Source organism: Pseudooceanicola sp. (assembly GCF_029213205.1).
Classification (GTDB): domain Bacteria; phylum Pseudomonadota; class Alphaproteobacteria; order Rhodobacterales; family Rhodobacteraceae; genus Pseudooceanicola.
Map to the genome: position 1 here is coordinate 333,901 of NZ_JARGNH010000001.1, position 26,671 is coordinate 360,571.

Genomic DNA, 26,671 nt, shown 5'->3' on the forward strand with positions numbered 1-26,671 from the left:
CACAATGTTTAAGAGCCAGGCCCTGCTAACGCGCGTTGTCTGGGGGCTGTTGCTGCTTTTTGCGAGCTATGCGTTGTTGCGCTGGCGGCTGTCGCTGGCTTTTGTGGCGCTGGCGACGCTGGCGCTGTCCATGGCGCCGGTCTATGTCGCCCGCTGGGCCAAGATCGAGGTGCCGCGCGCCTTTATTGCCGCCACCACCCTGTTTGTCGGCGGCACCCTGTTCGCCGGTGAGGTGCTGGATCTCTACAACCGGATCTGGTGGTGGGACATTGCCATGCATGGCGGCAGCGCGGTTGGTTTCGGGCTGATCGGTTTCGTTCTGGTCTTCATGATGTTTCAGGGCGATCGCTTTGCCGCGCCGCCGATTGCGGTGGCATTTTTTGCCTTCTGTTTCGCACTGGCCATTGGCGCGCTCTGGGAGGTGTTCGAGTTTTCCATGGATCAGATCTTTGGCACCAATATGCAGAAATCCGGCCTGGTCGACACGATGGGCGATCTGCTGGTCGATATCGGCGGCGCGCTGATCGGGGCAGCGACCGGCTTTGCCTGGCTGAAAGAGCACAAGATCGGCGGCATGACCGGGCTGATCACGGCCTTTGTCAATCGCAACCCGCGTCTGTTTGGCCGCTTCCGCAAATAACTCTGCTTGACCTTTGCCGATCAGCGGCAATTGATGCGTGCCATGACAAAGGCCCGTATGGACGCGCGCGGCGCGGCTCTCCTCATCTTTATCGCGTTGATCCTGGGCGCCAATCAGGTGGTGATGAAACTCACCTCCGAAGGGCTGTCACCGGTATTTCAGGCCGGGCTGCGCTCGGCCATTGCTGCCGTCGCCATCGGCGTCTGGATCGTGATCCGCGGCATCGCCTTTCCGGTTACCCGCGAAGTGCTGTTGTCCGGTCTTGTTTTAGGATTTCTTTTCGCGTTCGAATTCCTGTGCTTATACGTCGCTGTTGATCTTACAACCGTGTCGCATGTGTCGATCATGTTCTACACGATGCCGGTGCATCTGAGCATCATGGCGCATTTCTTGCTGCCAGGAGAGCGGCTGACCAGGCTGCGTATCCTCGGCCTCGCGCTCTGCCTTGGCGCGGTGGTTCTGGTGGTGGCGGATCGGGGCCAGGGGCAGGCCAGCCTGATGGGCGACCTGATCGCCTTTGTTGGCGCCATCGGCTGGGCGGCGGTCGGCATGTTGCTCAGGGCCTCGCCAATTTCACGGGTGCCGGGCGAGGCGGCGTTGCTCTGGCAATTGGGGGTCTCGGCGCCGATCCTGTTGCTGGCTGCGCTGCTGTTCGGACCGTTGGTGCGCGATCTGAGCGTCGAACACCTCTGGCTGATGAGCTATCAGGTCATCGCTGTCGGGTTGTTCTGCTTCATGGCCTGGGTGATCCTGATCCGGGTCTATCCGGCGCCGACCGTGGCCAGCTTCAGCTTTCTGACGCCGGTGTTTTCGGTCGGCTTTGCCTGGTTGATCCTGGGGGAGCCGCTGCGCCTGTCGATCCTGATTGGGCTGGGCCTGGTGGCGGCGGGGATCGTGCTGATCAACCGCCGCTGATTGATCTTCGTTGATCACTGGGCGCCGGTCAGGTGCCGCAAAAGGTCGCCGCGACGGTTTCGCTCGGCAGTGGCGGGTGGGTCAGATCCGCCGCCTCCGGCTGATCCTCATAGGGGCGTGACAGCACCAGCAGCAGCCGTTGAAACGGCGCCATATCACCATCCACCGCCGCTTCGATCATCTGCTCGACCCGGTGATTGCGCGGGATAAAGGCGGGGTTGGCGGCGCGCATCCGCGCTTGCGGATCGACCTCATCCGCCAGCCGCGCCTGCCAGCGCCCCGCCCAGGCGTCAAAGGCATCGCGGTCGATAAAGTGATCGCGGGCATCGCCCTGGCTCAGCGCGCGGAATGTGTTGGTGAAATCGGCCCCGCTTTCGGCCATCAGCGCCAGCAGGTCGGTGATCAGCGCCGCGTCTTCATCGTGCGCCTTGGCCAAGCCGATCTTGGCGCGGAACCGGGTCAGCCAGACGGCATGGACCCGGTCGGGCACCGCGTTGATCATTGCCGTAAACCGTTCGACCGCCAGATCCTTGTCGGGCATCAGCGGCACCAGGCAGCTGGCCAACTGCGCCAGATTCCAGCCGATGATCCCGGGCTGGTTCTGATAGGCATAGCGGCCGCCGCGGTCGATCGAGGAATAGAAGGTCTCGGGGTGGTAATTGTCCATAAAGGCGCAGGGGCCGTAATCAATGGTCTCGCCGGAAATGCTGGTGTTGTCGGTGTTCATCACCCCATGGATGAACCCCACCGACATCCAGGCGGCGACCAGTTCCACCTGCCGGGCAATGACCGCGTCGAGCAGGGCCTCGGGGCTGCGCGCGGCGGGATAGTGGCGGGCAACCACATGGTCGAACAGGGTTTGCAGCGCCGCCAGATCATTGCGCGCATAGAAATATTGAAAGGTGCCGACCCGGATATGGCTGGCCGCAACGCGGGTCAGAACCGCGCCGGGCAGCCAGGTCTCGCGGGCGATCTCTTCGCCAGTGGCCACCGCCGCCAGGGCGCGGGTGGTCGGGATCCCCAGCGCATGCATCGACTCGGACAGCAGATATTCGCGCAGCACCGGGCCGATCCAGGCGCGGCCATCGCCATTGCGCGAATAGGGGGTCGGACCGGCCCCCTTGAGCTGAATGTCGCGGCGCTGCCCGGCGCGGTCGATCACCTCGCCCAGCAGGATCGCGCGGCCATCGCCCAGCTGTGCGGAAAAGCCGCCGAACTGATGCCCGGCATAGGCCTGGGCCAGCGGCTGCGCCCCGTCAGGCAGCCGGTTGCCGGAAAAGAGCTGCGCAAGTGCCGCATCATCCGGACGCGGCCCCAGGCCCAACTCACCGGCCAGCGCGTCGTTAAAGGCGAGGAGTTGCGGCGCCTGCACCGGGGTTGGCTTCAAAAACGAAAAGAACCGCTCCGGCAGATTGGCGTAGCTGTTGTCGAAATCAATGGCGATGTTCATGGCGACTACAGCTACGCCTTCCTGCGCAAATGTCGATACTGCGAATGACCGAATTGGCGTCGCAACCGCGCTCTGTCCGGCCGCTCTCCGGCTAGTTCAAATTTGAGGCAGCGGAATGGGGTTGATTTGCCCAAAAAAACGCCCGATTGCCTCGATTTTCAGCACCGAGCCGGACATATGCCGGGGCCGTGCAGAATTCAGAGAATTTGATTGATTCTATGGGTGTGGCGGCGGGGGCGATCAGAACTTTTGTGTCATCAGGACATAGTCTGGGCGGGCGGTGAATTTCTGCCGACGATAGATATCCTGCGCCCGCGTGTCGTCGCGGTGCACCTCTAGATGCAGGGCCCGCAACCCGGCGACGGCCAATGCCTTTGGCAGGCTGTTCAGCACCTCCGAGGCGATGCCGCGCCCGCGCACCCCGGCCCGGATCCAGACCTCTTCGACAACTCCGACGAGCCCGCCAAAGGCCAGGCTCCAGCCAAAGCTGATGACGATATAGCCAATCGGCGCCCGGGCCGGGCCGATCAGGTAGATGGCGCCATGTGGCGAGCCCGAAAGCAACGGCATCAGCGCCGCGTCACGCGTCGTCGTATCGTCGGCGATCTGCATCTCGTCATGGCAGGCCGCGATCATCGGGCGCAGCCGTTCGGCATCCTCGGGGCCCGCCAGATGCACCGCCGTCATAGTCGCGCCAGCCGTTCGATCAGCAGGTCGAAATAGCCGGTGTCGTCAATGCTGCCCATGAAGGTCGCATTGGCGGGCCGACCGGTGACCCCCCACCAATCGGCGACGGTCATCCCCAGGGTCAGCGGCGATTGGGTTTCGATTTCCACATTGATATGACGCCCGGTGAACAGATCGGGGCGGATCAGATGCGCGATCACGCAAGGGTCATGCAGCGGCGCGCCGGGGCTGGCATATTTCTGCCGGTCGAAACGTTCAAAAAAATCGGTCATTTCGGCCACCGCGACACCGACCTGGCTGCCGAGCGCGCGAAAGGCGTCGTTGCGCGGCTTGGTGACCAGCGCCTTATGGGTGACGTCCAGCGACATCACCACAATCGGAACGCCGGATTTAAAAACAATATCAGCCGCATGCGGGTCGACATAAATGTTGAACTCCGCCGCTGGGGTGACATTGCCGACCTCGAAATAGCCCCCCCCCATCAGCACGATCTCGGCCACCTTGCCGATCACATCCGGCGCCTGTTGAAAGGCCCTGGCGATATTGGTCAGCGGCCCCAGCGGGCAGAGCGTGACACTGCCGGCCGCTTCGCCACGCAGCGTGCGGATGATGAAATCGACGCCATGTTCGTCCTGCAGCGGCATCCGCGGATCCGGCAGTTTTGGCCCGTTCAGCCCGGTGGCGCCATGCACATATTCCGCCGTCACCAGCTTTCGCTGCAACGGGCGGTCACAGCCGGCAAACACCTTGATATCGTGCCGTCCGGCCAGTTCGCAGATGATCCGTGCGTTCTTTTGGGTCAGATCCAGCGGCACGTTTCCGGCAACGGCGGTCAGGCCCAGCACCTCGATTTCATCCGGGCTGGCCAGCGCCAGCAGGATGGCAACGGCATCGTCCTGGCCGGGGTCGGTGTCGATAATGATCTTGCGTGCCATGATGCCCCTTGGTGCCGAAAGACGACCTTGGCGCGACTGGGCGGCGGAGTCCATCGGGTGATTGCGCCCACGTCGGATCTGAGAGAAGCTTTGCCGAACAAAGGGTCGGGCAATGAACGGGCAGGCAGGCATCTACATCCATGCGGGCGCGCATCGCACCGGCACCAGTTCGTTTCAGGCCTGCCTGTCGCTGAACCGGGCCCGTCTGGCGGCCGCAGGGTTTGACGCCGCCTATCCGGGCCGCGATGGCATCATCGATGGCAGCCTCAGGCTACGTTTGCCCAATCCGCGCCATCGGCGCAGCCCGGATGCAGCCTGGGTCGCGACTCTGCGCGAGGAACTGGCGCGGCATCAGAGCGGGCCGAGGCGCGGGCTGATCCTGTCCGAGGAAAATATTCCGGGCCGGATGTTTCATTTCTATCAGGGCCAGTTCTACCCTGCCGCCCGCCGCCGGATCGGGGTTCTGGCCGAGTCGCTGCCCGGTCCGGTCGAACACCTGCTTTATGTAATAAGGCCTTATGCGGCATTGTTCACCTCAGCCTATCGCAAGCGGGCCGAGGATAATCCGGTGCCGGATTTTTCCGAAATCGGCGAAGGCATGGTCGGGGTGGATCGCGGCTGGCCGGAATTGCTGACCATCCTGCAGCGTCGGCTGCGGCCCAAACGCTTTACCGTCATTGATTATAGCGCGCGCGGCAGCAGCTGTGACTTGCTGACCCGGCTGTTGCCCGGTGACGGGGTTGCCGATCTGCAAGAGCCAGAAGCGCAGTTGAACCTGTCGGCCAGCGATACGGCGCTGCGCGCGTTGCAAGCCCGCTACCGGGCCGGGGAAAAACTGGAACGGGCCGAATGGCAGGCGGTGATTGCCGATTACGCCGGGGCCGATCCCGGAAACCGCCCAGAATTTGCGGCCTTTACCCCGGCGCAGGCTGCGATCTTGGCGGCGCGCTATGCCAGTGATCTGGCGCGAATTCGGGTGATGGAAAACATTAAGTTCATCGATTAACCATCGAAAAAGGCGCAGAAAATACTGCGCCTTTCGTCGATGTCAATTGGCCTGTGGCTCAGCTGTCGAAATCGACCACTTCGATCAGTCGCAGCGCTTCGGGGCGCAAGGCCGCCAGCTCCATCAGGTTGACCGAATCCGCGGTGAAGCTGCCCCAGCCCTTGACCAGCGCGCTCGGCTCGGTGCCGGGTGCAATCGGGTATTCGTGGTTGGCGCTGGCATAGGTTTGCTGCGCTTCGGGCGACACCAGATAGTCGATGAATTTCAGAGCGTTGGCGTAGTTGGGTGCGGCTTTGGTCAGGGCCACACCGGAAATGTTCACATGGGCGCCGCCGCCGTCAAAGGTCGGAAACACGATCCGCACCGAATTGGCCCATTCGGCTTGCTCGGGATCCTCCAGCATCTGACCCATGTAGTAGGTGTTGCCGATTGAGATGTCGCATTCACCGGCCCAGATCGCCTTGACCTGGGCACGGTCCGACCCCTGCGGCTTGCGCGCCAGGTTGGCTTTGACCGCTTGAAGCCAGATCTTGGTGGCTTCGGCGCCATGGTGTTTCAGATAGGCGGCTACCAGCGCGACGTTATAGGGATGGGTGCCGGAACGGGTGCAGATCCGCCCCCGCCATTTCGGATCGGCGAGGTCCTCGTAGGTGGTGACCTCGCCATCGGCAACGCGGTCCTTGCTGGCATAGACGATGCGGGCGCGGGTGGTCAGGCCCCACCAATGGTTGTCGGGGTCGTGATAGGCGGCGGGCACATTGGCGCGCAGCGCTTCGCTGTCGACCGGCTGGGTCACCCCGGCGGCGACCACGGCGGCGAGCCGGGCGATATCGACGGTCAGCACCAGATCGGCGGGCGAGCGATCCCCCTCGGCGGTCAGCCGTTCGATCATGCCCTGGTCCAGGTAGGCGACATTGACGTTGATTCCGGTGGCGGCGGTGAACCCGTCGGTCAGTGGCTTCAGCAGCTCGGGCTGGCGATAAGAATAGAGGTTCACCTCCTCGGCCAGCACCGGCTGGGCGATGAGGGTCAGGGCGAAGGCGGCGCTCTTGAGGGTCGATTTCATAGGGGGCTCCCGGTCTGATCTGTTCAGGCGGTTAAAGCCGAGTCTTTTTGTCGGGTCAATACCTGAACAAAGAAATCAGGTAATTTTGGCCCTGGCCGCCTTTTCCTCGGCCTTGGCGGCATCCCAGAGGGCGTCCATCTCGGCCAGGTCGGAATCGGTCGGCTGCTTGCCCATCGCCTTAAGTCTTTCCTCAACCGAACTGAATCTACGAATGAATTTCTGATTGGCCGACCTAAGGGCCGCTTCGGGATCGACATCCAGATGCCGGGCCAGATTGGCCATCACGAACAGCAAATCACCGAATTCCTCGGCCACCTCATCGGGGCCGAGGTCATCGCGCGCTTCGACCAGTTCCGCCGCTTCCTCTTGCACCTTGTCCAGCACATGGCTGGCATCGGGCCAGTCAAAGCCGACCCGCGCGGCGCGGTTTTGCAGCTTGATCGCCCGGGTCAGGGCAGGCAAGCCCTGCGCCACCCCGTCGAGCACGCCAGCCTGCGCCTTGACCTTGCGCTCGGCGGCCTTGATCGCCTCCCAGTCGCGGCTCTGCTGTTCGGCGGATTTGTCGCGGCTCTCATCGCCGAACACATGCGGATGCCGCGCCAGCATCTTGTCTGCCATGCCATTGGCGACATCGTGAAAGTTAAACAGCCCGCGTTCACTGGCCATCTGGGCATGAAACACCGCCTGAAACAGCAGATCGCCCAATTCGCCCTGTAATTCGTCCCAGGCCGCGCGCTCGATCACGTCAGCGACCTCATAGGCCTCTTCGATCGTATAAGGCGCGATGCTGGCGAAATCCTGTTCGATGTCCCAGGGACAGCCGGTTTCAGGGTCACGCAGCCGGGCCATGATGGCCAAAAGCCGGGGTAACCCACCGTCAGGGTCGTTGATCAATGCGTCGCCCATTGCAGCGCCTCCGTGATTGGGGTTTGCTGACAGCCAAACCCAGCAGGCCGCAGGAGTCCAGCCATGCCCGTCCTCAATTCCATCGCCGGCTTTGCCGACGAGATGAAGGCGTGGCGGCACCATCTGCATGCCAACCCCGAACTTGGCTTTGAGTGCCACGAAACCGCGGCCTTTGTGGTGCAGAAACTGCGCGAATTCGGGGTGGATGAGATTCACGAGGGGCTGGCGACCTCTGGCGTCGTCGCCATCATCGCGGGGCGCGGGCCGGGGCCGACCATCGGGTTGCGCGCCGATATGGACGCGCTGCCGATCACCGAGGCCACCGGCGCGCGCCATGCCTCGCGGGTCAGCGGCAAGATGCATGCCTGCGGCCATGACGGCCACACCACGATGCTGCTCGGCGCCGCGCGGCATCTGGCCGAGACCCGCAATTTCAGTGGCCGGGTGGCGCTGATCTTTCAGCCGGCCGAGGAGATCGGTGGCGGCGCCGGGGTGATGGTGCGCGACGGGGTGCTGGACCGGTTTCGCATTTCCGAGGTCTATGCGGTGCATAATGCGCCGGGCATTCCGATGGGCCGGTTCATGACCGGCCCCGGCCCGATGCTGGCCTCGGATGACACCTTTCACATCCATATCAAGGGCGAAGGCGGGCACGCCGCCAATCCGCAGGAAACCCGCGATCCGATCATGGCGGCGGTCGGCATTGTCCAGGCGTTGCAGACGATCATCAGCCGCAACCAGTATGCCGGCGATGAAATGGTGCTGTCGGTCACCCAGATTCACGCCGGAACCGCCGACAACGTGATTCCCGAAACCGCCTATATCAACGGCACCGTGCGCAGCTTTGTCCCCGAGGTGCGCGATATGGCGCGGGCCCGGATGAAGGCAATCGTGGCGGGGCAGGCGGCGGCCTATGCGGTCAAGGCCGATCTCGATTACCAATATGGCTATCCGGCCACCGTGAACGATCCCGAAAAGGCCGCCTTTAGCGCCGATGTGGCGCGCCGGGTGGTGCCCGCCGATCAGGTGGTGTTTGAGGAAAACCGCGAAATGGGGGCCGAGGATTTCTCTTACATGCTGCAGGCAAGGCCGGGCGCCTATATGGTGATCGGCCAGGGCAACACCGACGGGTTGCACCAGCCCGGCTATGATTTCAACGATGACATCGCGCCGCTCGGGGCCAGCTATTTTGTCGGGCTGGTCGAGGCCGCGCAACCGCTGGAGGGCTAGCCATGGCGCTGGAAGATGCCAAGACCAAGATCGACGATGCCTTTACCCGCAGTGACCTGCGCGGGCTGTCGTTTGAAAATGCCTTTGCCGGGGCGACGTCGTTCCTGCGACGCAAATACACCAAGGATCTGAGCGGGGTCGATCTGGCGATCACCGGGGTGCCCTTCGATCAGGCGGTGACCAACCGCACCGGCACCCGGATGGGGCCACGGGCGATCCGCGAGGCCTCGACCTTGCAGCCCTATGACCCGCCCTATGGCTGGGGGTTTGATCCGCTCAGCGAATTCGCCATCGTCGATTACGGCGATGTCGCCTTTGACTATGCCAAGGTCTGGGAAACCCCGGATCTGATCACTGCACATATCTGCAAGATTCTGGCGGCGGGGGCGGGCAGCATCACCCTCGGTGGCGATCATTTCATCACCCTGCCGATCCTCAAGGCCTATGCCGAAAAGCACGGGCCGCTGGCGCTGATCCAGTTCGATGCCCATTCCGACACCTGGCAGGATGACGATTTCGACCGGATCGACCATGGCACCTTTGTTTACAAGGCGATCAAGCTGGGGCTGATCGACCCGGCGCGTTCGGTGCAGGTCGGGATCCGCACCACCAATCCCGACAGCTGGGGGATGAACATCATCGACGCTCGCAGCGTGCATGAAGAGGGCGCCGCCGACACCGCCGCGCAGATCCGGCGGATCGTCGGTGATCATCCCGCCTATCTGACCTTTGACATCGACGCGCTGGATCCGGCCTATGCGCCGGGCACCGGCACCCCGGTTTGGGGCGGTCTGACCTCGGCCCAAGCGGTGATCATGCTGCGCGATCTGGCCGGGATCAACCTGCTGGGCGGTGACGTGGTCGAGGTCTCGCCGCCCTATGACACCACCGGTGCCACCGCCATTGCAGCGGCGCATATCGCGACCGAGCTCATCTGTCTCTGGGGCTGGACCCGGCGGCGCTGAGGGCTTGAATCGGGCCGTGGCTGTGGCATCCTGTAAATACAGCCGGGGGTTGAGTGATGTTGCGGTTGGCGAAGATGGAGTGGGGCCGGATGCTATGGTGGGGACTCGGAGCTTTGGGGCTGGTCGTGCTGCTGGCCCAGGCCTATGTGCGGCTGGCGCCGGGCAATCCGCTGGATTGGCATGTGGCGCCGAAGGTGACCGAGGACAAGGACCTGGCCAACGGCGTGCGCCGGGTGCTGGCGGTCTGGCCTGATGCTTATGGCAAGCTTGACCAGATCGTCATGGCGACGCCACGCACCACCCGGCTGGCCGGGTCGCCCAAGGTCGGGCTGACCACCTATGTCACCCGCTCGCTGTTCTGGGGATTTCCCGATTACACCACGATCGCCAGGGGCGAGGGCCATGTCGAAATCTACGCCCGCAGCCGCTTTGGCCGCAGTGACATGGGGGTCAACAAGCGGCGGGTGGAGGGCTGGCTAGCCGCCCTGCGTGGCGATTGACTGCGGCAGCCGCGGGCCCTGACGGTCCGGCGACAGCGCCGAGGACAGGCAGCCAGCCTGCAACTCGCGCCACATCGGCACATTCAGGCTCATCTGACATTGCGCCATGAACATCCGCCCGTCGACCTGCAGGCAGATGGTTTCGCCCAGTTCGACCCGTCCGCCGGTGCTGTCGGTGCAATAGCAGTCGATCACCTTGCCGCCGGGGCCTTTGACATCGGCCTGGGCGGGCGCGGCAATCAGCAACAGGGCAAACAACAGGCGCATGGCCGGAGTCTAGCACAACGCCCCCCCTTGACCAAACCGAAGTGATAAGAGACAGACCGGCATGGTTTCCGAAGAACGCTTGCACAAGATCCTCGATCGGTTCGGTTATATCGAGGCGCGCATGTCCGAGGGCGGCGGCGATATCGCCGCGCTGGGGCGCGAATATGCCGAGCTGCGCCCGGTGGTTGCCCAGATCCGCGACTGGCAGGCATTGCGCAGCGATCTGGCTGAGGCCGAGGCGCTGCTCAGTGATCCCGAGATGAAGGCGCTGGCCGAAGAAGAGCTGGCCGATCTGCGCCAGCAATTGCCCGAGGCCGAACAGGCGCTGCAACTGACCCTGCTGCCGAAGGACAGCGCCGATGCCCGCCCGGCGATGATCGAGATTCGCCCCGGCACCGGTGGCGACGAGGCGGCGCTGTTCGCCGGTGACCTGCTGCGGATGTATCAACGCTATGCCGAGGCGCGCGGCTGGCGCTTTGAGATCGTCGAGGAAAGCCTGACCGAGCTTGGCGGGATCAAGGAGGTGGTTGCGGCGGTGCGCGGCGCCAATGTCTTTGCCCGGCTGAAATTCGAAAGTGGCGTGCACCGGGTGCAGCGGGTGCCGGAAACCGAAAGCGGCGGGCGCATCCACACCTCGGCGGCAACGGTGGCGGTGCTGCCCGAGGCCGAAGAGGTGGATGTCATCATCAACCCCAACGACCTCAGGATCGACACCATGCGCGCCTCCGGCGCCGGGGGCCAACATGTGAACACCACGGATTCGGCGGTGCGGATCACCCATATCCCCAGCGGTATCGTCGTCACCTCATCCGAGAAATCCCAGCACCAGAACCGCGCCATTGCGATGCAGGTGCTGCGCACCCGGCTTTACGACATGCAACGCCAGCAGGCCGATGACGACCGCGCCGCCAACCGCAAGGCGCAGGTCGGCAGCGGCGACCGATCCGAACGGATCCGCACCTATAACTTCCCCCAGGGCCGGATGACCGACCATCGGATCAACCTGACGCTCTACAAGCTCGATCAGGTGATGCAGGGCGATCTGGACGAGGTCATCGACGCGCTGACCGCCGATCATCAGGCGACCCTGCTGGCCGAGGCCGAGGGATGAGTGATCCCGCGCCGTTGCCGCGATTTCTGACCCGGCTGGCGGCGGCCGGGGTCCCCGATCCGGGCGGCGATCTCAGACGGTTGTTCGACTGGGCCTATGCGGCGGGGCAGGCAGAGGGCACCGCGCAGGACCGTGACGCCCCCAATGCGGCGACCCTGGCCCGGCTCGAGGCGGCGGTCGCGGCGCGGGTGGCGCGCCAGCCGGTCAGCCAGATCATCGGGCGGCGGGCGTTCTGGCGCCATGACTTCCTGGTCACCGGCGATGTGCTGGATCCGCGCCCGGAAACCGAGGCGCTGGTCGAACTGGCGCTGGCGGAGCCGTTTCAACGCCTGCTGGATCTGGGCACCGGATCCGGCGCCATCGCGATTTCGTTGCTGGCCGAGCGGCCCGGCGCCACCGGCACCGCCTGCGACCTGTCGGGCGCCGCCCTCGACGTGGCGAGGCGCAATGCCGCGGCGATTGGCGTCGCTGACCGGCTGGCGTTGCGACAATCGGATTGGTTCGCCGAAATCTCAGGCGAATTCGACCTGATCCTGTCGAACCCGCCCTATATCGCCGCCGATGAAATGCCCGACCTCGCCCCCGAGGTGCGCGATTGGGAGCCGCATATGGCGCTGACACCGGGCGGTGACGGGCTAGCCGCTTACCGCCAGATTGCCAGCGGCGCGGCGGCGCATCTGCGCCAGGGCGGCCGGGTGCTGGTGGAAATCGGCCCGACCCAGGCGGCGGCGGTCATTGCCATCTTTCGCGCGGAAGGGTTTGATCAGGTCACGAGCCACCCGGATCTGGACAGGCGCGACAGGGTGGTGGCGGCGCGCCTGGGCGGAAATGCGCGTAAACCACCTCAGTTTCCTGAATATTAGAGGAGTCCGGCCACTTTGCGCTTGTCTTTGGCCGGGTGAGGTGGTTATTCGACCTAAGTCAATGCAGCGGATGCCCGTAAGGCCGTCCCGCGTGACTCCAAGCCGATCAAAGTCTGCGACCGATGGATCGATGCGCATGAGGCGCTTCACCGGACGCTGGATATCAGGATAACACTGGCTGGATTACAGGATATATGAGATCTTCCAAATCACGTTCGCGGAATAAGTCGAACCGTAACCGGTCAGGTCCGGTCGGCGGAAATATTGTCAATCGGGTGTTCGACAGCTCCGGCCCCGAGGGCAAGGTGCGCGGTACGCCGCAGCAAATCATTGAGAAATACAATCAGTTGGCGCGTGATGCGCAGCTGGGCAATGACCGGGTCGCGGCTGAAAACTTTCAGCAGCATGCCGAGCACTACCTGCGGATGCTGTCCGAAGCGCAGCGCGAACAGGAACAGCGCCGCGAGCAGCAGGAACAGGAAAACCGCCAGCGTCAGGCCGAACGCGACCGCGAACGGCCGCAGCGTCAGGACCGCAATCAGAACGACACTTCGAACGAAGCGTCGACTGATGAGCAACCGCAACCGCAGCAACCCCAACCGCAGGCCGGGCGTTCTGAGGTCGAGCCGCGCGATGGCAAGGTTCTGAATGTCGTTGATGCCAATGACACCGGTGACAACAATGGTCTGGTCGAAACGCCCGAGGACAAGCCGGCCAAGCGCAGCTATGTCCGCAAACCGCGCGCGCCCAAGGCCAAGGCCAAGGCCAGCGATGACAGCAAACCGGACGAAGGCAGTACCCCCGCAGCCGCCGAATAGCGCTGCGGAAAGATAACAGCACCGGGCCCGGGATCGATCAGATCGCGGGCCCGGTCCGTCTCGACCCCGGCAGCCGCTTCACCACCCGCCCCAACAGATCGAGCCAGAGCGTCGTTGCCAACCAGGCGGCGGCGAGAAAATGGATCCCTGACATAAGGCCCATGCCGTGGGCCGCGTTCATCCGGCCGCGACGGCGCGGGCCAATGCGCAGAATTGTTCCAGCGACACGGTTTCGGCCCGGTCGGTGGGCTTGATCCCGGCGGCGATCAGCCGGTCCTGTATATCCGGTGCCAGCCCCTTCAGCGCCGCGCGCAGCATCTTGCGGCGCTGGTTGAAGGCCATGGCCACCACCCGTTCCAGAACCTTGGGATCGGCGGCATGGCGCGGCGCGGGCAGGGCGGTGAGATGCACCACCGCCGAAGACACCTTCGGCGCCGGGGTAAAGGCCTCGGGCGGCAGGTTCAGCACGATATGCGGGTCGGCCCGCCATTGCGCCAGCAGCGCCAGGCGGCCATAGGCCTTGCTGCCCGGGGTTGCGACGATCCGCTCGGCCACTTCACGCTGGAACATCAGGGTCAGACTGTCCCAGAACGGCGGCCAGTCCGGCGGTGTCAGCCAGCGCACCAGCAATTCGGTGCCGACATTATAGGGCAGGTTGGCGGCCACGCGGATCGGCGGAGTCAGATGCGCCAGCGGATCGATGTCCAGCGCGTCGCCCTCGATCACCTCCAGCCGCCCAGGATAGGCTGCGGCGATTTCGGCCAGCGCCGGCAGGCAGCGGCGATCCTTTTCGATTGCCAGCACCCGGCGCGCGCCCTCGGCCAGCAGGCCCCGGGTCAGGCCACCCGGGCCGGGGCCGATTTCCAGCACGTCCGAGCCGGACAGATCCCCGGCCAGCCGGGCAATCTTGGCAGTCAGGTTCAAATCCAGAAGGAAGTTCTGTCCCAGCGCTTTTTTGGCCGAGAGGCCATGCGTGACGATCACGTCTCGCAGCGGTGGCAGGCCGTCGATGGCGGGCATCACCGCGCCCCGATCAGTAGAGCTTGATCCGGGTTTCTGCCCGCAATTGCGCCAGATAGCCCGCTGCCAGACGCTCGATCTCGCGGTTTTGCAACTGCAGCCGCACCGCTTCGCGATCCACCCCGTCGGCAATTTCGGTTTCGCGTTTGCACAGCATCAGGAACACCAGGGTCTGGCCGTTGGAGCGGGTCAGCGCCGTCGACACCTCGTTGCTGTCCAGCTTGGCCAGCTCATAGGCGACATCCTGCGGGATTTCGTTCAGCGGCTTGCTGCCGCGTTCCAGAACGCTTTCGGGTTGGCCCTTGGCAATACCATAAAGGTCATCGCAGCGGTCGACCTCGGCTTTCAGTTTGGCCGCCTGTGCCAGGGTCTCTTCGCTGCGACCACCAGCCAGGTAATAGGCGGCGTAATCGACCGATTTGACCTTGAGCGGGGTCTGTTCAGTTTCATTCATGGCGCGCAGTTGGAACAGCGCGATGGCGCCTGGCACCGGCAGCGGGGCGGTGACCTGACCCGGTTCCAGTGCCATGATCACCGGCCGCAGGTTCGGTGGCATCTGGTTCAGCGGAATCCAGTTGACCTTGCCCCCGGCGCGACTGGACGGCGAGGCTGAATAGTCGCGCGCGGCGCTGGCAAAGCCTTCGAATGAGGTGATCTGCGAAATCTGGCGGGCCAGGTCCTGGGCATCGGCCTCGTTCTCCGGGGTCACCGGAATGAAGATTTCGGAAATCAGAATCCGCACCGAGTCGTTGTTGGGCGAGGTGGTCAGCGCCCGGTCGATGTCCTGTTCCTTGATATCGATGAAGCGTGTGTAGCGGCCGCGCACCAGCTTGCGCCAGACCACGCCGGAGACGATGAACGCCTCGAATGTTTGTGGCGCGACCCCGGCCTGCTGCAGGGCCTGTTCAAATTGCTCGGAGGTCAGATTGGCCCGCGAGGCCATATCGGCCTTGCCAGTGCTCAGTTCCTCGGCATCGACGCTGATGTCGAAGCGGCGGGCGGCTTCGATCTTGAGCCGGTCATCGATCAGCTGTTCCAGCGCGGTTTCTTCCGGATTGCCGGGGGCGTTCAGCAATTGCAGCATCAGCGCCCGCTGGTCACGCTCGTAATAAGTGACGATGGCATCGCCCACCGTCGCTATTGGCGAGAACGGGTTCTGCGCCCGGGCCGGATCGCCGGACAGGGTGGCAAAGGTGACGGCCGCGGCCAAAAGCAGCGGCATGAGACGGGCGGGCAGGAGGCGGAAGTTGGTCATTCGTGCTCGTTCTGTCATTTGCATGTTCTGGCGAAGCGTTGGCCGTTGGCATTGCCGGAAAAGCCGCGCAGACCCACGGTAAAGCTGAACTCCGTCGATGGCGTGACGATAGTGGAAGAGGTAAAGCGACGCGAGGCCGAAAACTCCATCTCGACGCATTCATTTGTGTAGGTGACGCCAAATCCCGCCTCGGCGGTGGACCGGGTCGCCAGATCATAGCGCCAATTGGCACTGCCAAGCCAGTTCTGCGCCAATTGAACGGTGCCATCCAGCGCCCATTCCGACAACAGGTTCAGGCGGTCTTCTGCCGGATCGTCGTCCAGCCACAGGTAAGAGGCGCCAACGGCGACTTTCGGGGTGATCCAGGCGGCCCGCGCTTCGACCTTGGTCAGGTCGCGGCGGTCACGAAAAATGCCGCGCGCGGTCAGCGACAGCCCGGCAGGCGCGCGCAGCTGACCGGCGATCAACAGGTCTGAACTGCGCCCCGACAGGCCCGAGGACAGGTGGAAATCATTGTCCGACGTGGCGCGGATCACCTGGCCGATGGTCAGCTGACTCTGCCAGCCCGAGGGCGCCAGCCGGGTCCAGTTGAAGCCAACCGCGCCGCGTAGGCCGCGTTCGCGCCGATCCGGCGAGGGAAAGCGCGACAGCGACAGCAGGTTGCCCTCGTCAAATTCGACTCGGGTGCTTTCGTCATTGGCGACGCTGAGGTCGTTGCCTCCGGTCCAGGCGACCTGTGCCACCGGCTCGATCACATGAATCACCCCGTTCGCACTGACCTTGCGCAACGGCAGCCGCAGGGTGACACCAAGGCGCGGCGCGATGGCACTGGCGCTGGCGGGCAGGCCGGTCGATTGCCTCGTGTGAAAGCTGTCAAAGGCGCTGCCGACCTCGGCCCCAAGGCGCAGGCCCAGCGGCAGGGTCCATTGGTTCAACCAGGCGATATCGGCGTTGATCCGGCTGACATCACGGCCATCGACTATGCTGTCGGCATCCGGTCCGTCGGTTGGTCGGTCGGAATAGCGGTAGTGACTGTGCGCCTCGGCGCCCATCCGGATCTCGCCGCCCAGAAAGCTTGGAAAATAGCGCCGTTCATAGGCGACATTCCCGATCAGCGAGGGGATATTCGCATCCGATTCCGTCACCCGCATACTGTGGTAATGGGTCAGCGCGCCCCGGATATATTCATCGCGTCGCACCCGGGTGACCGAGATCTCGCTGTCCAGCCGGTCCTTGTCGGAATAGTCGTATTCGGTGGGATAGGCGTCATCCACCGTCGCCTCGATGTCAAAGGCCAGTTTGAAATCCTGCGGCAGATCAAATGCGCCCTGCACCTCAAGATAGCCGCGAAAGGTATTGGGCAGCAGGTCGTCATAGCTGATTGCGCCGGTCACCGTCACCCGCCCGTTGCGGTAAGCTTGGCGATAGCGGAATTCCAAGGTGCGGGTCTCGTCCGAGACATAGGGGGTCAGGGTCAGGTCGCGGTGATCGCCGATGCGGATGAAATAGGGCCAGCGCAGCCCGGTCCCCAGCAGCGAACTGCGCTTGATCGACGGGATCAGGAAACCGGTGGCGCGTTTCAGGGTCGGATCCGGCAGGCGCAGGCGCGGCATCCAGAACACCGGCACGCCCATCACCTCGAACCGTGCATCGTCGAAATAGAGCTGACGCTCGTCGCGGTCATGCACCACCCGGCGGGCGCGGATCTGCCAGAGCGGCGGACGGCCATCGCCGCAGACATGGCAGGAGGTCACCGTCGCCTTGTAGAGCTGGGCATAGCGCGGATCGAGGCGGTTCATCTGATACGCGGCCAGCTGCACCTGCTGATCCAGCATCATCCGCGCGCCGCGGATCAGCCCGCTGCGCAGATCGGCATCCAGATCGGCACTGTCGGCCAGCAGAACAACCCGTCCACTGGCCTCGGTCAGGGTGATCGGTCCAGAGATCGCCAATCGCTCGGTGTTGCGGTCATAGACGATCCGGGAGGCCTGCAGTCGGTTGCCATCCTTCAGCGCCTCGACCCGGCCTTCGGCGATCACCCGGTCGCGCCCGTCCAGATAGACCTTGTCGGCGGCCAGCATCGCGGTATCGCTGGCCTGTGCCAGCGCCGCTGCGGTGCCGCCGAGCAGCAGCGCCCAGCAGAGCAGAATCGGGCGCAGCAAAAGGGACCGCCGCATCAGCCGTCCTCCATCTGCAACACCAGGCCAATGCCCAGCAGCACCGCCGCAACCGGCGGCGCCCAGGCCGCAGCAAGAATCGGAATTTGTGCATTCTCACCAAGGATCTGTGCGAAATTCTTGATGTAGTAGAACGAAAAGCCCATCAGCACCGAGGTCGCCACCGCCAGACCAACCCGGCCCAGTCGGGCGTGGCGCATGGTAAAGGCGGCGGCGATCATCACCATCGCCATCAGAAACAGCGGCCGTGCCAGTTCGGTCTGCAGCCAGACCAGATGCCGGCGGGCAGAAAACCCGGCCTGGGTCAGCGCCTTGGCATAGGCCGGCAAGTCCCAGATCGCCACCGCCGCCGGGCGCCCGAAACTGTCGCGGATCCGGTCAATGGTCAGGGGCGACGGGATCTGCAGCCGTGCCAGGGTCACCGCCTGCGCCTCGGGGTTCAGATCGGCCCCCAGCGGCCAGGATTTCACCCCGCTCAGCTGCCAGGCCCCGGGCACCAGCGCGGCGCGCTGCGCCTCGATCCGGCGGATCAGGCCACCCTCCGGGGTGAAGGCAAAAAAGGTGGCGTTCAAAAGCAACGTGCCCTCGGCATTGGCGCGCTCGGCGCGGATCACGGTCTGGCCATCGGCCCCGCCCTGGCGCAGCCATAGGCCGTCTTCGCTGATCGACAAGACACTGGTCGAGCCGATCAGGTAACGGTCGCTCAGCGCCGAATAACGCTTGGTGGTGGCGGCGACAAATGGATTCATGATCGCCAGCGCCAGACAGCCGAGCACAAAGGCGACCAGAACCGGCGACATCAGGCTGACCAGCGCCGAGCGACCGGCGGCGCGCGACACGATCAGCTCGGACGAGCGGGCCAGCCCGATCAGCATCGCCACGGTGGCCAGCACCGTCACCAGCGGCACGATTTCATAGAGCGTTTCCGGGCTGTGCAGCAGCGCCACCTCGACCACCTGGCCAAAGCGGGCGCTGGTGTCGTTGAGGCGGCGGACCTGCTCGATCATCTCGATCAGCACGATCAGGATGCCAAGGCCCAGCATCAGCGCCAGAAAGGCACGCAGAAACCGGCGGGCGAGGTAGAGATGCAGGATCATGCCAGCACCGCCCCGGGATCGGTGTCTGCGCCCGCGCCGCGCCGATGCACCCGTGCCGTCCAGGCCAGCAGCGCGGCGGCAATAGCAAGCGCCAGCGCGGCGGGCAGATAGGTCAGCGGCCAGAGCTCGGCCTGATCGCGCACCCAACCCGCCGTCAGATTGTCACTCATCTTGACCAGCACCAGGATCAGCACCGCAAAGCTGATCTGCCGCCAGGGGCCGAACTGGTTGTAAGTGCCCAGCAGCAGTGCTGAAAATCCGATCAGCGCCGTCGCCAGGCTGATCAGCGCGTCGCGGGTGCGGCCATGTGCCTCTTCCAGCACCACGCCGCGGGATTCACCGGTCAGAGCCGTCACCGCATCGGGATCGCTCAGCAACCTCCCGGTCGGCAGATAGGCGGCCCGGTGTTCCGGCGCGCCGGCATCGCGGATCATCTGGGTCAGGTCATAGGCGAAATCGTCAAACCTGGTGGTGACCAGCTGACCGCTGGCATGGTTCAGCGATTGTGCCATCCCGGCAATCATCACCAGCTGCGGGCGCGCCGTCTCATCGTCTTCGGCGGTGTTCACCAGATAGGCGCGCCGGGCGGTGAAGGCCTCGGAACGGTGGCTGTCGCGATTGTCGGACAGGAACACGTCGTTCAGGGTGCCGTCGCTGCCGATCTCGCGGATGTAAAAGGTCACGCCGGGGGTTGGGTGCAGGAATTGCCCCTCGGTCAGCAGCCGGGCGGCGACATCGCGGGTCAGGGCACGCTGGCGTTCGGCCAGCTCCTGGCGGGCCTGCGGCACCAGCAGATGCGCGATTATCGCCGTGGCGCAGGCGATCATCACGCCAAAGACCAGCACCGGACGGGCCAGCCGCCAGGGTGACAGACCGCTGGATTGCAGCACCACCAGCTCGCTCTCGCCGGTCAGCCGGTTGGTGACATAGATGGCGGCGGCAAAACCGGCAATCGGCAGAATGGTGCCGACCACCCTTGGCAGCGACAGGATGGTATAGCGCAGCACGGTCCCGGCGCTTTGGCCGTCGCCGATCAGTTGATCAAACAGCCGGACGGCGCTGTTGATCCAAAAGATACCGACAAGGATCAGAGCGAAAAAGCCGAACAGGATCAGCAGCTGCGACAGCATATATCTGTCGTATCGTGCCACCTGTCTGCTTGCCCCCGCCATTCCAGGTGGCCAATGACGCCGCCCAATGCCCGGAATGCTAGCGCAAAGGCGAGACCGGGAAAACTCCTATCTGGTCAAAGCCGGGGACGGGCGCTAGCCTGCCGAGCGAACCACCCTTGCTGCAGGAGCAACGCCTTGACCGATCCGGTTTCCGTCACCTTTCATGCCATTGATCTGGAGGCCATCGCCACGGCGACGGGCCATATTGCGGTGCTTGTCGATGCTGAGGGCAAGCTCGATCAGGCCGGGCGCCGGGTCAACAAGCTGACCCGTGGGGCGCTGCTGCGGCTGGTGGAGAGCGAGGGCTTCGGTGCGCTGAAAACCGGCGATGCCGCGACCCTGACAATGCCGGTCGGAATGGCGGCCGAGGCGGTGGTCGCGGTAAAGCTGGCGCGCAAATGCAGCACCGGCGAGGCGCGCAAGGCCGGTGGCGCAGTTGGCAAGTCGATCGGCAAGGGCGGCGCGCTGCTGCTGGCCGGGGGCCATCGCGCGGCGGCGGACATCGCCCTCGGCGCGGCGCTCAGGGCCTATGAGTTCGACGCACAGAAATCGAAGAAATCCGATCCCAAGGGCGGATTGCAGGTGATGTGTTCGGACCCCGACGCCACCGCCGCCATCGCCGCGCCGCATCTGACGGCGGCGGCTGGCGTGTTCTTTACCCGCGATCTGGTCAATGAACCGGCGAATGTGCTGACCACAGATGCCTTTGCCGCGCGGCTGGAAGCGATGCGCGACCTCGGGCTCAAGGTCGAGGTGCTGGAAGAGGCCGATCTGGAAAAGCTCGGCATGGGCGCCTTGTTGGCGGTCGGCATGGCCTCGGTCATGCCCTCCAAGGTGGTGGTGATGCAATGGCAGGGTGGCGGCGACGAGGCGCCGCTGGCGCTGGTCGGCAAGGGCGTGGTGTTTGACACCGGCGGCATCTCGATCAAACCGGCCGGCGGCATGGAAGAGATGACCATGGACATGGGCGGTGCCGGGGTTGTCTCTGGCGTGATGCGCAGCCTGGCGCTGCGCAAGGCCAAGGCCAATGTCGTCGGACTGGTCGGGCTGGTGGAAAACACCATCGCCGGCAATGCCCAACGCCCCGGTGACGTGGTCACCACGATGAAGGGCGACACGATCGAGGTGATCAACACCGATGCCGAGGGCCGGATGGTTCTGTGTGATGTGATGTGGTATGCGCAGGAACGGTTCAAACCGGTGGGGATGATTGACCTGGCCACCCTGACTGGCGCGATAATCATCGCCCTGGGCCATGAGAACGCTGGTATTTTTTCCAATGACGACGAACTTTGCGGTGCCCTGCTGAAATCCGCCGGGGCCGAGGCCGAGGGCGCCTGGCGGATGCCGATGGGGGCCGCCTATGCCGAGGGGCTGAAAAGCCGGATTGCCGACGCCAAGAACGTCGGCGGCCGTCCGGCCGGGTCGATCACCGCAGCAGAATTCCTGAAACGCTTTGTCAAGGATGACACCCCCTGGTGCCATATCGACATTGCCGGGGTAGCACTGAAATCCGGCGACAGCGATACCGCTCCCAAGGGCGCAACCGGCTGGGGGGTTCTGACCTTGGACCGGCTGGTGAAAGACCGGTTCGAAAAAGGCTGAGCGATTGGGCGCGGTCTATTTCTATCACCTGACCCGGCAACCGCTTGAGGCGGCGCTGCCAAAGCTGCTCGAGGCGTCGCTGGCGCGCGGCTGGCTGGTGGCGCTGCGTGGGCGCAGCCCGCGCTACCTGGATTGGCTGGATCAGCAATTGTGGCTGGGCGATGCCGCCGGGTTCCTGCCACATGGCCGGGCGGGCGGTGCCCGGGACGCCGATCAGCCGGTGCTGCTGACCACCGAGGCCACCGCGCCGAACGGCGCCAGCTGCGTGATGAGCGTCGAGGGCGCCGAGGTCAGCGCCGATGAGGTGCGCGCGCTTGAGCGGGTCTGTGTGCTGTTTGACGGCGGCGATGCCGAGGGGCTTGAGCGGGCCCGCGCGCAATGGCGGCTGCTGACCGGGGCCGGGTGCGGCGCACAATATTGGTCGGATGAATCCGGCAATTGGGTGAAGAAATCCGAGAAGCCCGAAGCCGGGGCTATTTGACCGCCGGAACCGCCTTGAGATAGGCGGCGATGGCGGCGCGATCCGCGTCGCTCAGATGCGCGGTGTTCTGCACCACCTCGGCCATTTCACCGCCCGCGACGTCATATTCCGGGGTGAAGCCGCTTTTCAGATATTCGGCGATATCGCCTTCTGACCAATCCAGACCACCGCGGGTGATGTTCGGGATTCGCCCCTTGCCGGACGGGTTGGGTGCGCCGCCCAGCCATTTGTCACGCTTCAACCCGCCAATCAGGTTGCGCGCGGTGTGGCATTCGCCGCAATGGCCCAGCGCCTCGACCAGATAGCGACCGCGCGTCACCTGATCATTCAGATTGCCGCTCAGCACATAGTCGGGGGTAAAGAATAGCCGTTTCCAGCCGCCCATCAGGCGGCGGATCGAAAACGGTAGGCCGACCTCATGCGGTTTCGAGCCGACATCCGAGGCGGGCAAGGTCTGCAGGAAGGCATGCAGATCCGCGACATCCTGCGGCCGCGCCTTTACATAGGAGGTATAGGGAAAGGCCGGGTAATAATGCTGTCCCTCGGGGCTGACCCCGGCGGACATCGCATTGGCGAGGTCGGTGACGCTCCAACCGCTGATCCCTGCTGGGCCGGGCGAGATATTGGGCGCGTAAAAGGTGCCGAAATCGGTGGTGAAGCCGGTGCCGCCGGACAGGATGGTGCGCGCGTCCTCTGCTGCCCCCGGCGCGGCATGGCACGAGGCACAGCCAGCGGCCCAGAACACCGCTTCGCCGCGCAGGGCATCCGCGCTCAGACTGGCGAATTGTGCCTCATCGACCCGGACAGGTCGGGTGAAGAGCCAAAAGGCCACGCTGCCGACCAGGGCGAGTATCACAATGATCCGGGTTAACAGATACATATCGCGATACTCGCCTCAGCGCCGCATGGTTGCAAGTGATCAGTTGGCAGCGGCGCGGCTGGCCTTGTGGCAGGCACCGCAGGCCGCGCCCACCGGGCCCATCGCGACCTGCAGTGCGGCAAGGTCGGTGCCGGCCGCATCCGCGAGCGCCCCAGTGGCACTGGCCAACGCCATTCCGGCCTTCATCGCGCCTTCCATGTTTTCCCACATGGCGGGCAGGGCGCGGGTATCGGCAAAGCTGACATTGTCCGATCCGGCGGGCCACATCGACGATTGATCCAGTGTCGCCAGCGCGTTCAGGTTTTCGGCATAGCCCTTGGCGGCGGCTGAATCATAGGCCATCTCGCCCTTGGCCATCGCGCCCAGCTTGCCCAGGTTAAAGGCATAGAGCCCCATCACCGATTTGCGCGCCTTCACCGCGGCGGCAATTGCCGGATCCGCGTGGCTGGCACCGATCGCGGCGCCGGATACACCCAAGGCCACCAGGGCCGCGATTGCATAAGTCATTTTTTTCATTGTCAGTCTCCACGTTGGACTTTGTGCCGCGACACTAGCAACTCGGCGTGTGCGCAATCATGACGATCTCGTGATCAGTTTTAACAATTCAGAACAAATCCTGTGCGGAAACGCACCGACTGCCCCTAGGTAAAGCGCACCTTGCCGATATAGGGCAGGTTGCGGTTGCACTGGGCGTAGTCGATGCCATAGCCGACGACAAATTCGTCTGGGATTTCAAAGCCGATCCAATCCGCCTTGAAATCCGCTTCACGCCGACTCGGCTTGTCCAGCAGGGCGATGGTCTTTAGCTTTTTGGGATGGCGCGAGCCAAGCAGGTGAATCACATGGTTCAGCGTGTGGCCGGTGTCGACGATATCCTCGACCACCAGCACATTGCGCCCCTCGATCTCGCCGCGCAGATCCTTGAGGATGCGCACCTCGCGGCTGCTTTCGGTGGCATTGCCGTAAGAAGACGCTTCGAGGAAATCGACCTCGACATCGCGGTCGCCCAATTCACGCACCAGATCGGCGATGAACACGAAAGATCCGCGCAGCAGGCCGACAACGACAATGCGCTCGCCGACCGGAAATTCCGCTTTTATCTCACGGGCCAGCTCTTCGATCCGCGCGTCAATTGCCTTGGCGCTGATCATTTTGTCGATGACATATGGACGCTCTGCCATGATCCCCCCTTGATCTCGTGGCGCCACTCTAGGACATGGGACGCTGGGAACAAGAGACAGGAGCACCATGCCCACCCATTCAGAAACCAAGCTGCTGCCTTATTCAGCACAGCAGATGTATGATCTGGTGGCCGATGTCGGATCCTATCCGCAATTCCTGCCCTGGTGTTCGGCGGCGCGGGTGCGCACGCGCCGCCCGATCGCGGGCGGCGAAGTGCTCGACGCCGATCTGGTGATTTCCTTCAAGGTGTTCCGCGAGCGCTTTGGCAGCCGCGTGACGCTCTGGCCCGAGGCGCAAAAGATCGACACCGAATACCTGGACGGGCCGTTTCGCTATATGAAGTCGAACTGGGCGTTTCGCGATGTGGCGGGCGGCTGCGAGGTCGATTTCTTTGTCGATTTCGAATTCAAGAATGCGGTGCTGCAGGGCATCATCGGCCTGGTCTTCAACGAGGCGATGCAGCGCATCGTGCGGGCGTTCGAAGCGCGGGCCGCGGCGCTCTATCCCGCCACCTGAACCGGGTGTCACGCAAAACGGCGGGCCGGACCCCGCCGCTTTTCAATCTCTTGGCTGCAAGGCTCAGGACACGTGATCGTAGGCGCTTTCGCCATGTTGCGCCAGGTCCAGCCCGGTGGTTTCCGCCTCGGCATCGACCCGCATCGGGAACACAAGCCCGACCAGCTTGGCCAGCACCACGGTCACCACGATGGTGAACACCCCGACGATGGCGAGTGAGCCGAACTGCGCGGCATAGCTGCCGGCGCCGAACACCGCGATCATGATGGTGCCAAATATGCCGCCGACGCCGTGCACCGCGAACACATCCAGCGTGTCGTCGATTTTCACCTTGTTGCGGATCAGGCTGACTGACTCCTGACACAGGACTCCGGCGATGCCGCCAATGATCAGCGCTTGGACCGGGTCGACAAAGCCCGAGGCTGGGGTGATCGACGCGAGACCGGCAATGGTGCCGGTGACCATGCCCACCATCGAGGATTTGCCATACTTGATCCGCTCCCACGCCGCCCAGGTGATCGAGGCGGCCGCGGCTGAGATATGGGTGACGGTCAGTGCCATTGCCGCAGCGCCGTCAGCGGCCAGTTGCGAGCCGCCGTTAAAGCCGAACCAGCCAATCCAGAGCATCGCCGCGCCAATCATCACATAGCCGGGATTGTGCGGCGGTTTCGATTTGTCGCGGCGCGGGCCGAGCAGCAGTGCAATCACCAGCGCCGCCAGCCCGGCGGTTTCGTGCACCACGATGCCACCGGCGAAATCACGGGCGCCGACCTCACCAAAGATGCCGCCATCCGACAGCATGCCGCCGCCCCAGATCCAATGGGTGACCGGCGCATAGCAGATCAGCATCCAGAGGGCGGAAAAGGTGACCACCCAGGCGAAATTCGCCCGCTCCACATAGGCGCCGACGATCAGTGCCGGGGTGATGATCGCGAATGTCATCTGAAAGGCAAAGAACAGCACCTCGGGCAGGGTGCCCGACAGGGTGCTGGCATCGATGCCGTTCAGCAGCGCCTTGCCGGTGCCGCCCCAGACCGGATTGCCATCGCCAAAGGCGATGGAATAGCCCAGCAGGAACCAGGCGATGCTCATCACGCAGGCGATGGCATAACAATGCATGAACACGCTTAACACATTGCGGGCGCGCACCAGCCCGCCATAGAACAGGGCAAGCCCCGGCAATGTCATGAACAGCACCAAGGCCGTTGCCACGATGATCCAGGCGGTATCCGCTGCGTTCATTGTCCCCTCCCAGTGACGCCAATCAAGCTCACGACCGGGTGCCGTATTCATCACGATTAGGAAAGGGGCAGGTGGGGTCAGCGGTGCCCAAATCATCCGCAGTTCGCAAAACGCCCAAAAATTACCCGGAATTTTTGGGCGTTTGGTCGTATTCTGGGCGTTATTGAGCTGCTTCCTTCAGCAGTTCCAGGGCCCGGTCCCGCGACGCAGCGCGGACATTGGCGCGACCAAGTGCGCCGAAATCGCGGGTCTCGCTGCGGGTCTCGACCCCCGTGCGGGCAATCGCAAAGCAGACCCGCCCCTCGGGCTTGTCCCCGGCGCCGCCGGGACCGGCGATGCCGGTGATCGCCACCGCCAGATCGGCACCAAAGGCGGCCAGCGCGCCATCGGCCATGGCCAGCGCGACCTCTTCGCTGACCGCGCCGTGGTTGGCCAGGGTTTCACGCGGCACATTCAGCAACCGCCGCTTGGCGCTGTTGGCATAGGCAACCACCCCGCCCAGCACCACCGCCGAGGATCCCGGCACTTCGGTCAGTGCCGCGCCGACCATGCCACCGGTGCAGCTTTCGGCGGTGACCAGCTTCAGCCCCTGCGCCTGGCAGATATCCAATATGTCCTTGGGATCAATAACAGAATTCATTTCGTGGTTCCCTTAACCTTTGTGGCGAGAGTAAGGCGTTACCCC

Annotated in this window: 29 protein-coding genes; 12 read left to right on the forward strand and 17 right to left on the reverse strand. The window is 64.0% G+C overall.

What is annotated here, in order from left to right; genetic code table 11:
- The first annotated feature begins 4 nt into the window (after window positions 1-4).
- Window positions 5-640 carry a hypothetical protein gene (locus tag P1U48_RS01665; RefSeq protein ID WP_301066490.1) on the forward strand — a complete coding sequence of 212 codons (636 nt, stop codon included), beginning with the start codon at window positions 5-7 and terminating at the stop codon, window positions 638-640.
- Window positions 641-673: 33 nt separating this feature from the next.
- Window positions 674-1,555 carry a DMT family transporter gene (locus tag P1U48_RS01670; protein WP_301066492.1) on the forward strand — a complete coding sequence of 294 codons (882 nt, stop codon included), beginning with the start codon at window positions 674-676 and terminating at the stop codon, window positions 1,553-1,555.
- 28 nt (window positions 1,556-1,583) lie between these two features.
- Here P1U48_RS01670 and P1U48_RS01675 read toward each other — a convergent pair whose 3' ends face one another.
- From P1U48_RS01675 to P1U48_RS01685, 3 genes are all read right to left on the reverse strand, one after another.
- Window positions 1,584-3,005, reverse strand: coding sequence for a protein adenylyltransferase SelO (locus P1U48_RS01675; RefSeq protein ID WP_301066495.1), 1,422 nt, complete (start codon window positions 3,003-3,005; stop codon window positions 1,584-1,586).
- A 240-nt stretch (window positions 3,006-3,245) separates the two neighbouring features.
- On the reverse strand, window positions 3,246-3,692 hold the full coding sequence (locus P1U48_RS01680) for a GNAT family N-acetyltransferase (RefSeq protein WP_301066498.1): 447 nt from the start codon (window positions 3,690-3,692) through the stop codon (window positions 3,246-3,248).
- Window positions 3,689-4,627, reverse strand: coding sequence for a nucleoside hydrolase (locus P1U48_RS01685; protein WP_301066501.1), 939 nt, complete (start codon window positions 4,625-4,627; stop codon window positions 3,689-3,691). Before P1U48_RS01685 ends, P1U48_RS01680 begins: the two co-directional genes overlap by 4 nt.
- A gap of 112 nt (window positions 4,628-4,739) precedes the next feature.
- Between P1U48_RS01685 and P1U48_RS01690 the strand changes: the two genes are divergently transcribed.
- Complete coding sequence (locus P1U48_RS01690; protein WP_301066504.1) at window positions 4,740-5,633, forward strand: hypothetical protein; 894 nt, start codon at window positions 4,740-4,742, stop codon at window positions 5,631-5,633.
- A gap of 58 nt (window positions 5,634-5,691) precedes the next feature.
- On the opposite strand, the gene P1U48_RS01695 is transcribed toward P1U48_RS01690, so the two are convergent.
- Window positions 5,692-6,699 carry a Fe(3+) ABC transporter substrate-binding protein gene (locus P1U48_RS01695; protein ID WP_301066506.1) on the reverse strand — a complete coding sequence of 336 codons (1,008 nt, stop codon included), beginning with the start codon at window positions 6,697-6,699 and terminating at the stop codon, window positions 5,692-5,694.
- A gap of 75 nt (window positions 6,700-6,774) precedes the next feature.
- Window positions 6,775-7,605 carry a nucleoside triphosphate pyrophosphohydrolase gene (gene mazG / locus P1U48_RS01700; protein WP_301066509.1) on the reverse strand — a complete coding sequence of 277 codons (831 nt, stop codon included), beginning with the start codon at window positions 7,603-7,605 and terminating at the stop codon, window positions 6,775-6,777.
- Window positions 7,606-7,668: 63 nt separating this feature from the next.
- On the opposite strand from mazG, the gene P1U48_RS01705 reads away from it, so the two are divergent.
- From P1U48_RS01705 to P1U48_RS01715, 3 genes are all read left to right on the forward strand, one after another.
- Entirely contained in the window at window positions 7,669-8,835 is a 1,167-nt protein-coding gene (locus P1U48_RS01705) for a M20 aminoacylase family protein (protein ID WP_301066512.1), read from the forward strand.
- 2 nt (window positions 8,836-8,837) lie between these two features.
- Window positions 8,838-9,800: an agmatinase gene (gene speB / locus P1U48_RS01710; protein ID WP_301066515.1), complete on the forward strand. Its 963-nt coding sequence runs from the start codon at window positions 8,838-8,840 to the stop codon at window positions 9,798-9,800.
- An 89-nt stretch (window positions 9,801-9,889) separates the two neighbouring features.
- Window positions 9,890-10,300 carry a DUF1499 domain-containing protein gene (locus tag P1U48_RS01715; RefSeq protein WP_301066518.1) on the forward strand — a complete coding sequence of 137 codons (411 nt, stop codon included), beginning with the start codon at window positions 9,890-9,892 and terminating at the stop codon, window positions 10,298-10,300.
- Here P1U48_RS01715 and P1U48_RS01720 read toward each other — a convergent pair.
- Complete coding sequence (locus tag P1U48_RS01720) at window positions 10,277-10,567, reverse strand: hypothetical protein (protein ID WP_301066521.1); 291 nt, start codon at window positions 10,565-10,567, stop codon at window positions 10,277-10,279. The genes P1U48_RS01715 and P1U48_RS01720 overlap by 24 nt on opposite strands.
- Before the next feature lie 61 nt (window positions 10,568-10,628).
- On the opposite strand from P1U48_RS01720, the gene prfA reads away from it, so the two are divergent.
- The 3 genes from prfA (at window position 10,629) to P1U48_RS01735 (ending at window position 13,359) form a co-directional block, all read left to right on the forward strand.
- The gene (gene prfA / locus P1U48_RS01725; RefSeq protein ID WP_301066524.1) at window positions 10,629-11,678 is read left to right on the forward strand and encodes a peptide chain release factor 1; all 1,050 of its coding nucleotides are present in this window, start codon (window positions 10,629-10,631) and stop codon (window positions 11,676-11,678) included.
- On the forward strand, window positions 11,675-12,541 hold the full coding sequence (gene prmC / locus P1U48_RS01730) for a peptide chain release factor N(5)-glutamine methyltransferase (RefSeq protein ID WP_301066527.1): 867 nt from the start codon (window positions 11,675-11,677) through the stop codon (window positions 12,539-12,541). Before prfA ends, prmC begins: the two co-directional genes overlap by 4 nt.
- Window positions 12,542-12,735: 194 nt before the next feature.
- Window positions 12,736-13,359, forward strand: coding sequence for a DUF4167 domain-containing protein (locus tag P1U48_RS01735; RefSeq protein WP_301066530.1), 624 nt, complete (start codon window positions 12,736-12,738; stop codon window positions 13,357-13,359).
- A gap of 37 nt (window positions 13,360-13,396) precedes the next feature.
- Here the strand turns inward: P1U48_RS01735 and P1U48_RS01740 are convergent, their stop codons facing one another.
- The 6 genes from P1U48_RS01740 to lptF are packed head-to-tail and all read right to left on the reverse strand — an operon-like array spanning window position 13,397 to window position 20,059.
- The gene (locus tag P1U48_RS01740) at window positions 13,397-13,540 is read right to left on the reverse strand and encodes a hypothetical protein (protein ID WP_301066533.1); all 144 of its coding nucleotides are present in this window, start codon (window positions 13,538-13,540) and stop codon (window positions 13,397-13,399) included.
- Window positions 13,537-14,379 carry a 16S rRNA (adenine(1518)-N(6)/adenine(1519)-N(6))-dimethyltransferase RsmA gene (rsmA, locus tag P1U48_RS01745; protein ID WP_301066536.1) on the reverse strand — a complete coding sequence of 281 codons (843 nt, stop codon included), beginning with the start codon at window positions 14,377-14,379 and terminating at the stop codon, window positions 13,537-13,539. The genes P1U48_RS01740 and rsmA overlap by 4 nt, the downstream gene beginning before the upstream one ends.
- Window positions 14,380-14,392: 13 nt before the next feature.
- Window positions 14,393-15,634: a peptidylprolyl isomerase gene (locus P1U48_RS01750; protein WP_301066539.1), complete on the reverse strand. Its 1,242-nt coding sequence runs from the start codon at window positions 15,632-15,634 to the stop codon at window positions 14,393-14,395.
- Window positions 15,635-15,648: 14 nt separating this feature from the next.
- Window positions 15,649-17,811, reverse strand: a complete 2,163-nt coding sequence (gene lptD / locus P1U48_RS01755) for an LPS assembly protein LptD (RefSeq protein WP_301066541.1) — start codon at window positions 17,809-17,811, stop codon at window positions 15,649-15,651.
- On the reverse strand, window positions 17,811-18,908 hold the full coding sequence (gene lptG / locus P1U48_RS01760) for an LPS export ABC transporter permease LptG (protein ID WP_301066543.1): 1,098 nt from the start codon (window positions 18,906-18,908) through the stop codon (window positions 17,811-17,813). The genes lptD and lptG overlap by 1 nt, the downstream gene beginning before the upstream one ends.
- Window positions 18,905-20,059, reverse strand: coding sequence for an LPS export ABC transporter permease LptF (lptF, locus tag P1U48_RS01765; protein ID WP_301066545.1), 1,155 nt, complete (start codon window positions 20,057-20,059; stop codon window positions 18,905-18,907). The genes lptG and lptF overlap by 4 nt, the downstream gene beginning before the upstream one ends.
- 156 nt (window positions 20,060-20,215) lie before the next feature.
- Between lptF and P1U48_RS01770 the strand changes: the two genes are divergently transcribed.
- Together P1U48_RS01770 and P1U48_RS01775 are read left to right on the forward strand one after the other, a co-directional pair.
- On the forward strand, window positions 20,216-21,685 hold the full coding sequence (locus P1U48_RS01770) for a leucyl aminopeptidase (protein WP_301066547.1): 1,470 nt from the start codon (window positions 20,216-20,218) through the stop codon (window positions 21,683-21,685).
- Window positions 21,686-21,689: 4 nt separating this feature from the next.
- Window positions 21,690-22,166, forward strand: a complete 477-nt coding sequence (locus tag P1U48_RS01775) for a DNA polymerase III subunit chi (protein WP_301066549.1) — start codon at window positions 21,690-21,692, stop codon at window positions 22,164-22,166.
- Here the strand turns inward: P1U48_RS01775 and P1U48_RS01780 are convergent.
- From P1U48_RS01780 to hpt, 3 genes are all read right to left on the reverse strand, one after another.
- Window positions 22,159-23,046 carry a cytochrome c gene (locus P1U48_RS01780; protein WP_301066551.1) on the reverse strand — a complete coding sequence of 296 codons (888 nt, stop codon included), beginning with the start codon at window positions 23,044-23,046 and terminating at the stop codon, window positions 22,159-22,161. The two genes, P1U48_RS01775 and P1U48_RS01780, sit on opposite strands and share 8 nt — an antisense overlap.
- Before the next feature lie 39 nt (window positions 23,047-23,085).
- Window positions 23,086-23,562 carry a cytochrome c gene (locus tag P1U48_RS01785; RefSeq protein ID WP_301066553.1) on the reverse strand — a complete coding sequence of 159 codons (477 nt, stop codon included), beginning with the start codon at window positions 23,560-23,562 and terminating at the stop codon, window positions 23,086-23,088.
- 125 nt (window positions 23,563-23,687) lie between these two features.
- On the reverse strand, window positions 23,688-24,227 hold the full coding sequence (gene hpt, locus P1U48_RS01790; RefSeq protein ID WP_301066556.1) for a hypoxanthine phosphoribosyltransferase: 540 nt from the start codon (window positions 24,225-24,227) through the stop codon (window positions 23,688-23,690).
- 67 nt (window positions 24,228-24,294) lie between these two features.
- Between hpt and P1U48_RS01795 the strand changes: the two genes are divergently transcribed.
- The gene (locus P1U48_RS01795) at window positions 24,295-24,744 is read left to right on the forward strand and encodes a type II toxin-antitoxin system RatA family toxin (RefSeq protein ID WP_301066558.1); all 450 of its coding nucleotides are present in this window, start codon (window positions 24,295-24,297) and stop codon (window positions 24,742-24,744) included.
- 63 nt (window positions 24,745-24,807) lie between these two features.
- On the opposite strand, the gene P1U48_RS01800 is transcribed toward P1U48_RS01795, so the two are convergent.
- Both P1U48_RS01800 and P1U48_RS01805 read right to left on the reverse strand, forming a co-directional pair.
- Window positions 24,808-25,986 carry an ammonium transporter gene (locus P1U48_RS01800; RefSeq protein WP_301066560.1) on the reverse strand — a complete coding sequence of 393 codons (1,179 nt, stop codon included), beginning with the start codon at window positions 25,984-25,986 and terminating at the stop codon, window positions 24,808-24,810.
- Between the two features lie 160 nt (window positions 25,987-26,146).
- Window positions 26,147-26,626, reverse strand: a complete 480-nt coding sequence (locus P1U48_RS01805; protein WP_301066562.1) for a CinA family protein — start codon at window positions 26,624-26,626, stop codon at window positions 26,147-26,149.
- Window positions 26,627-26,671 lie beyond the last annotated feature (45 nt).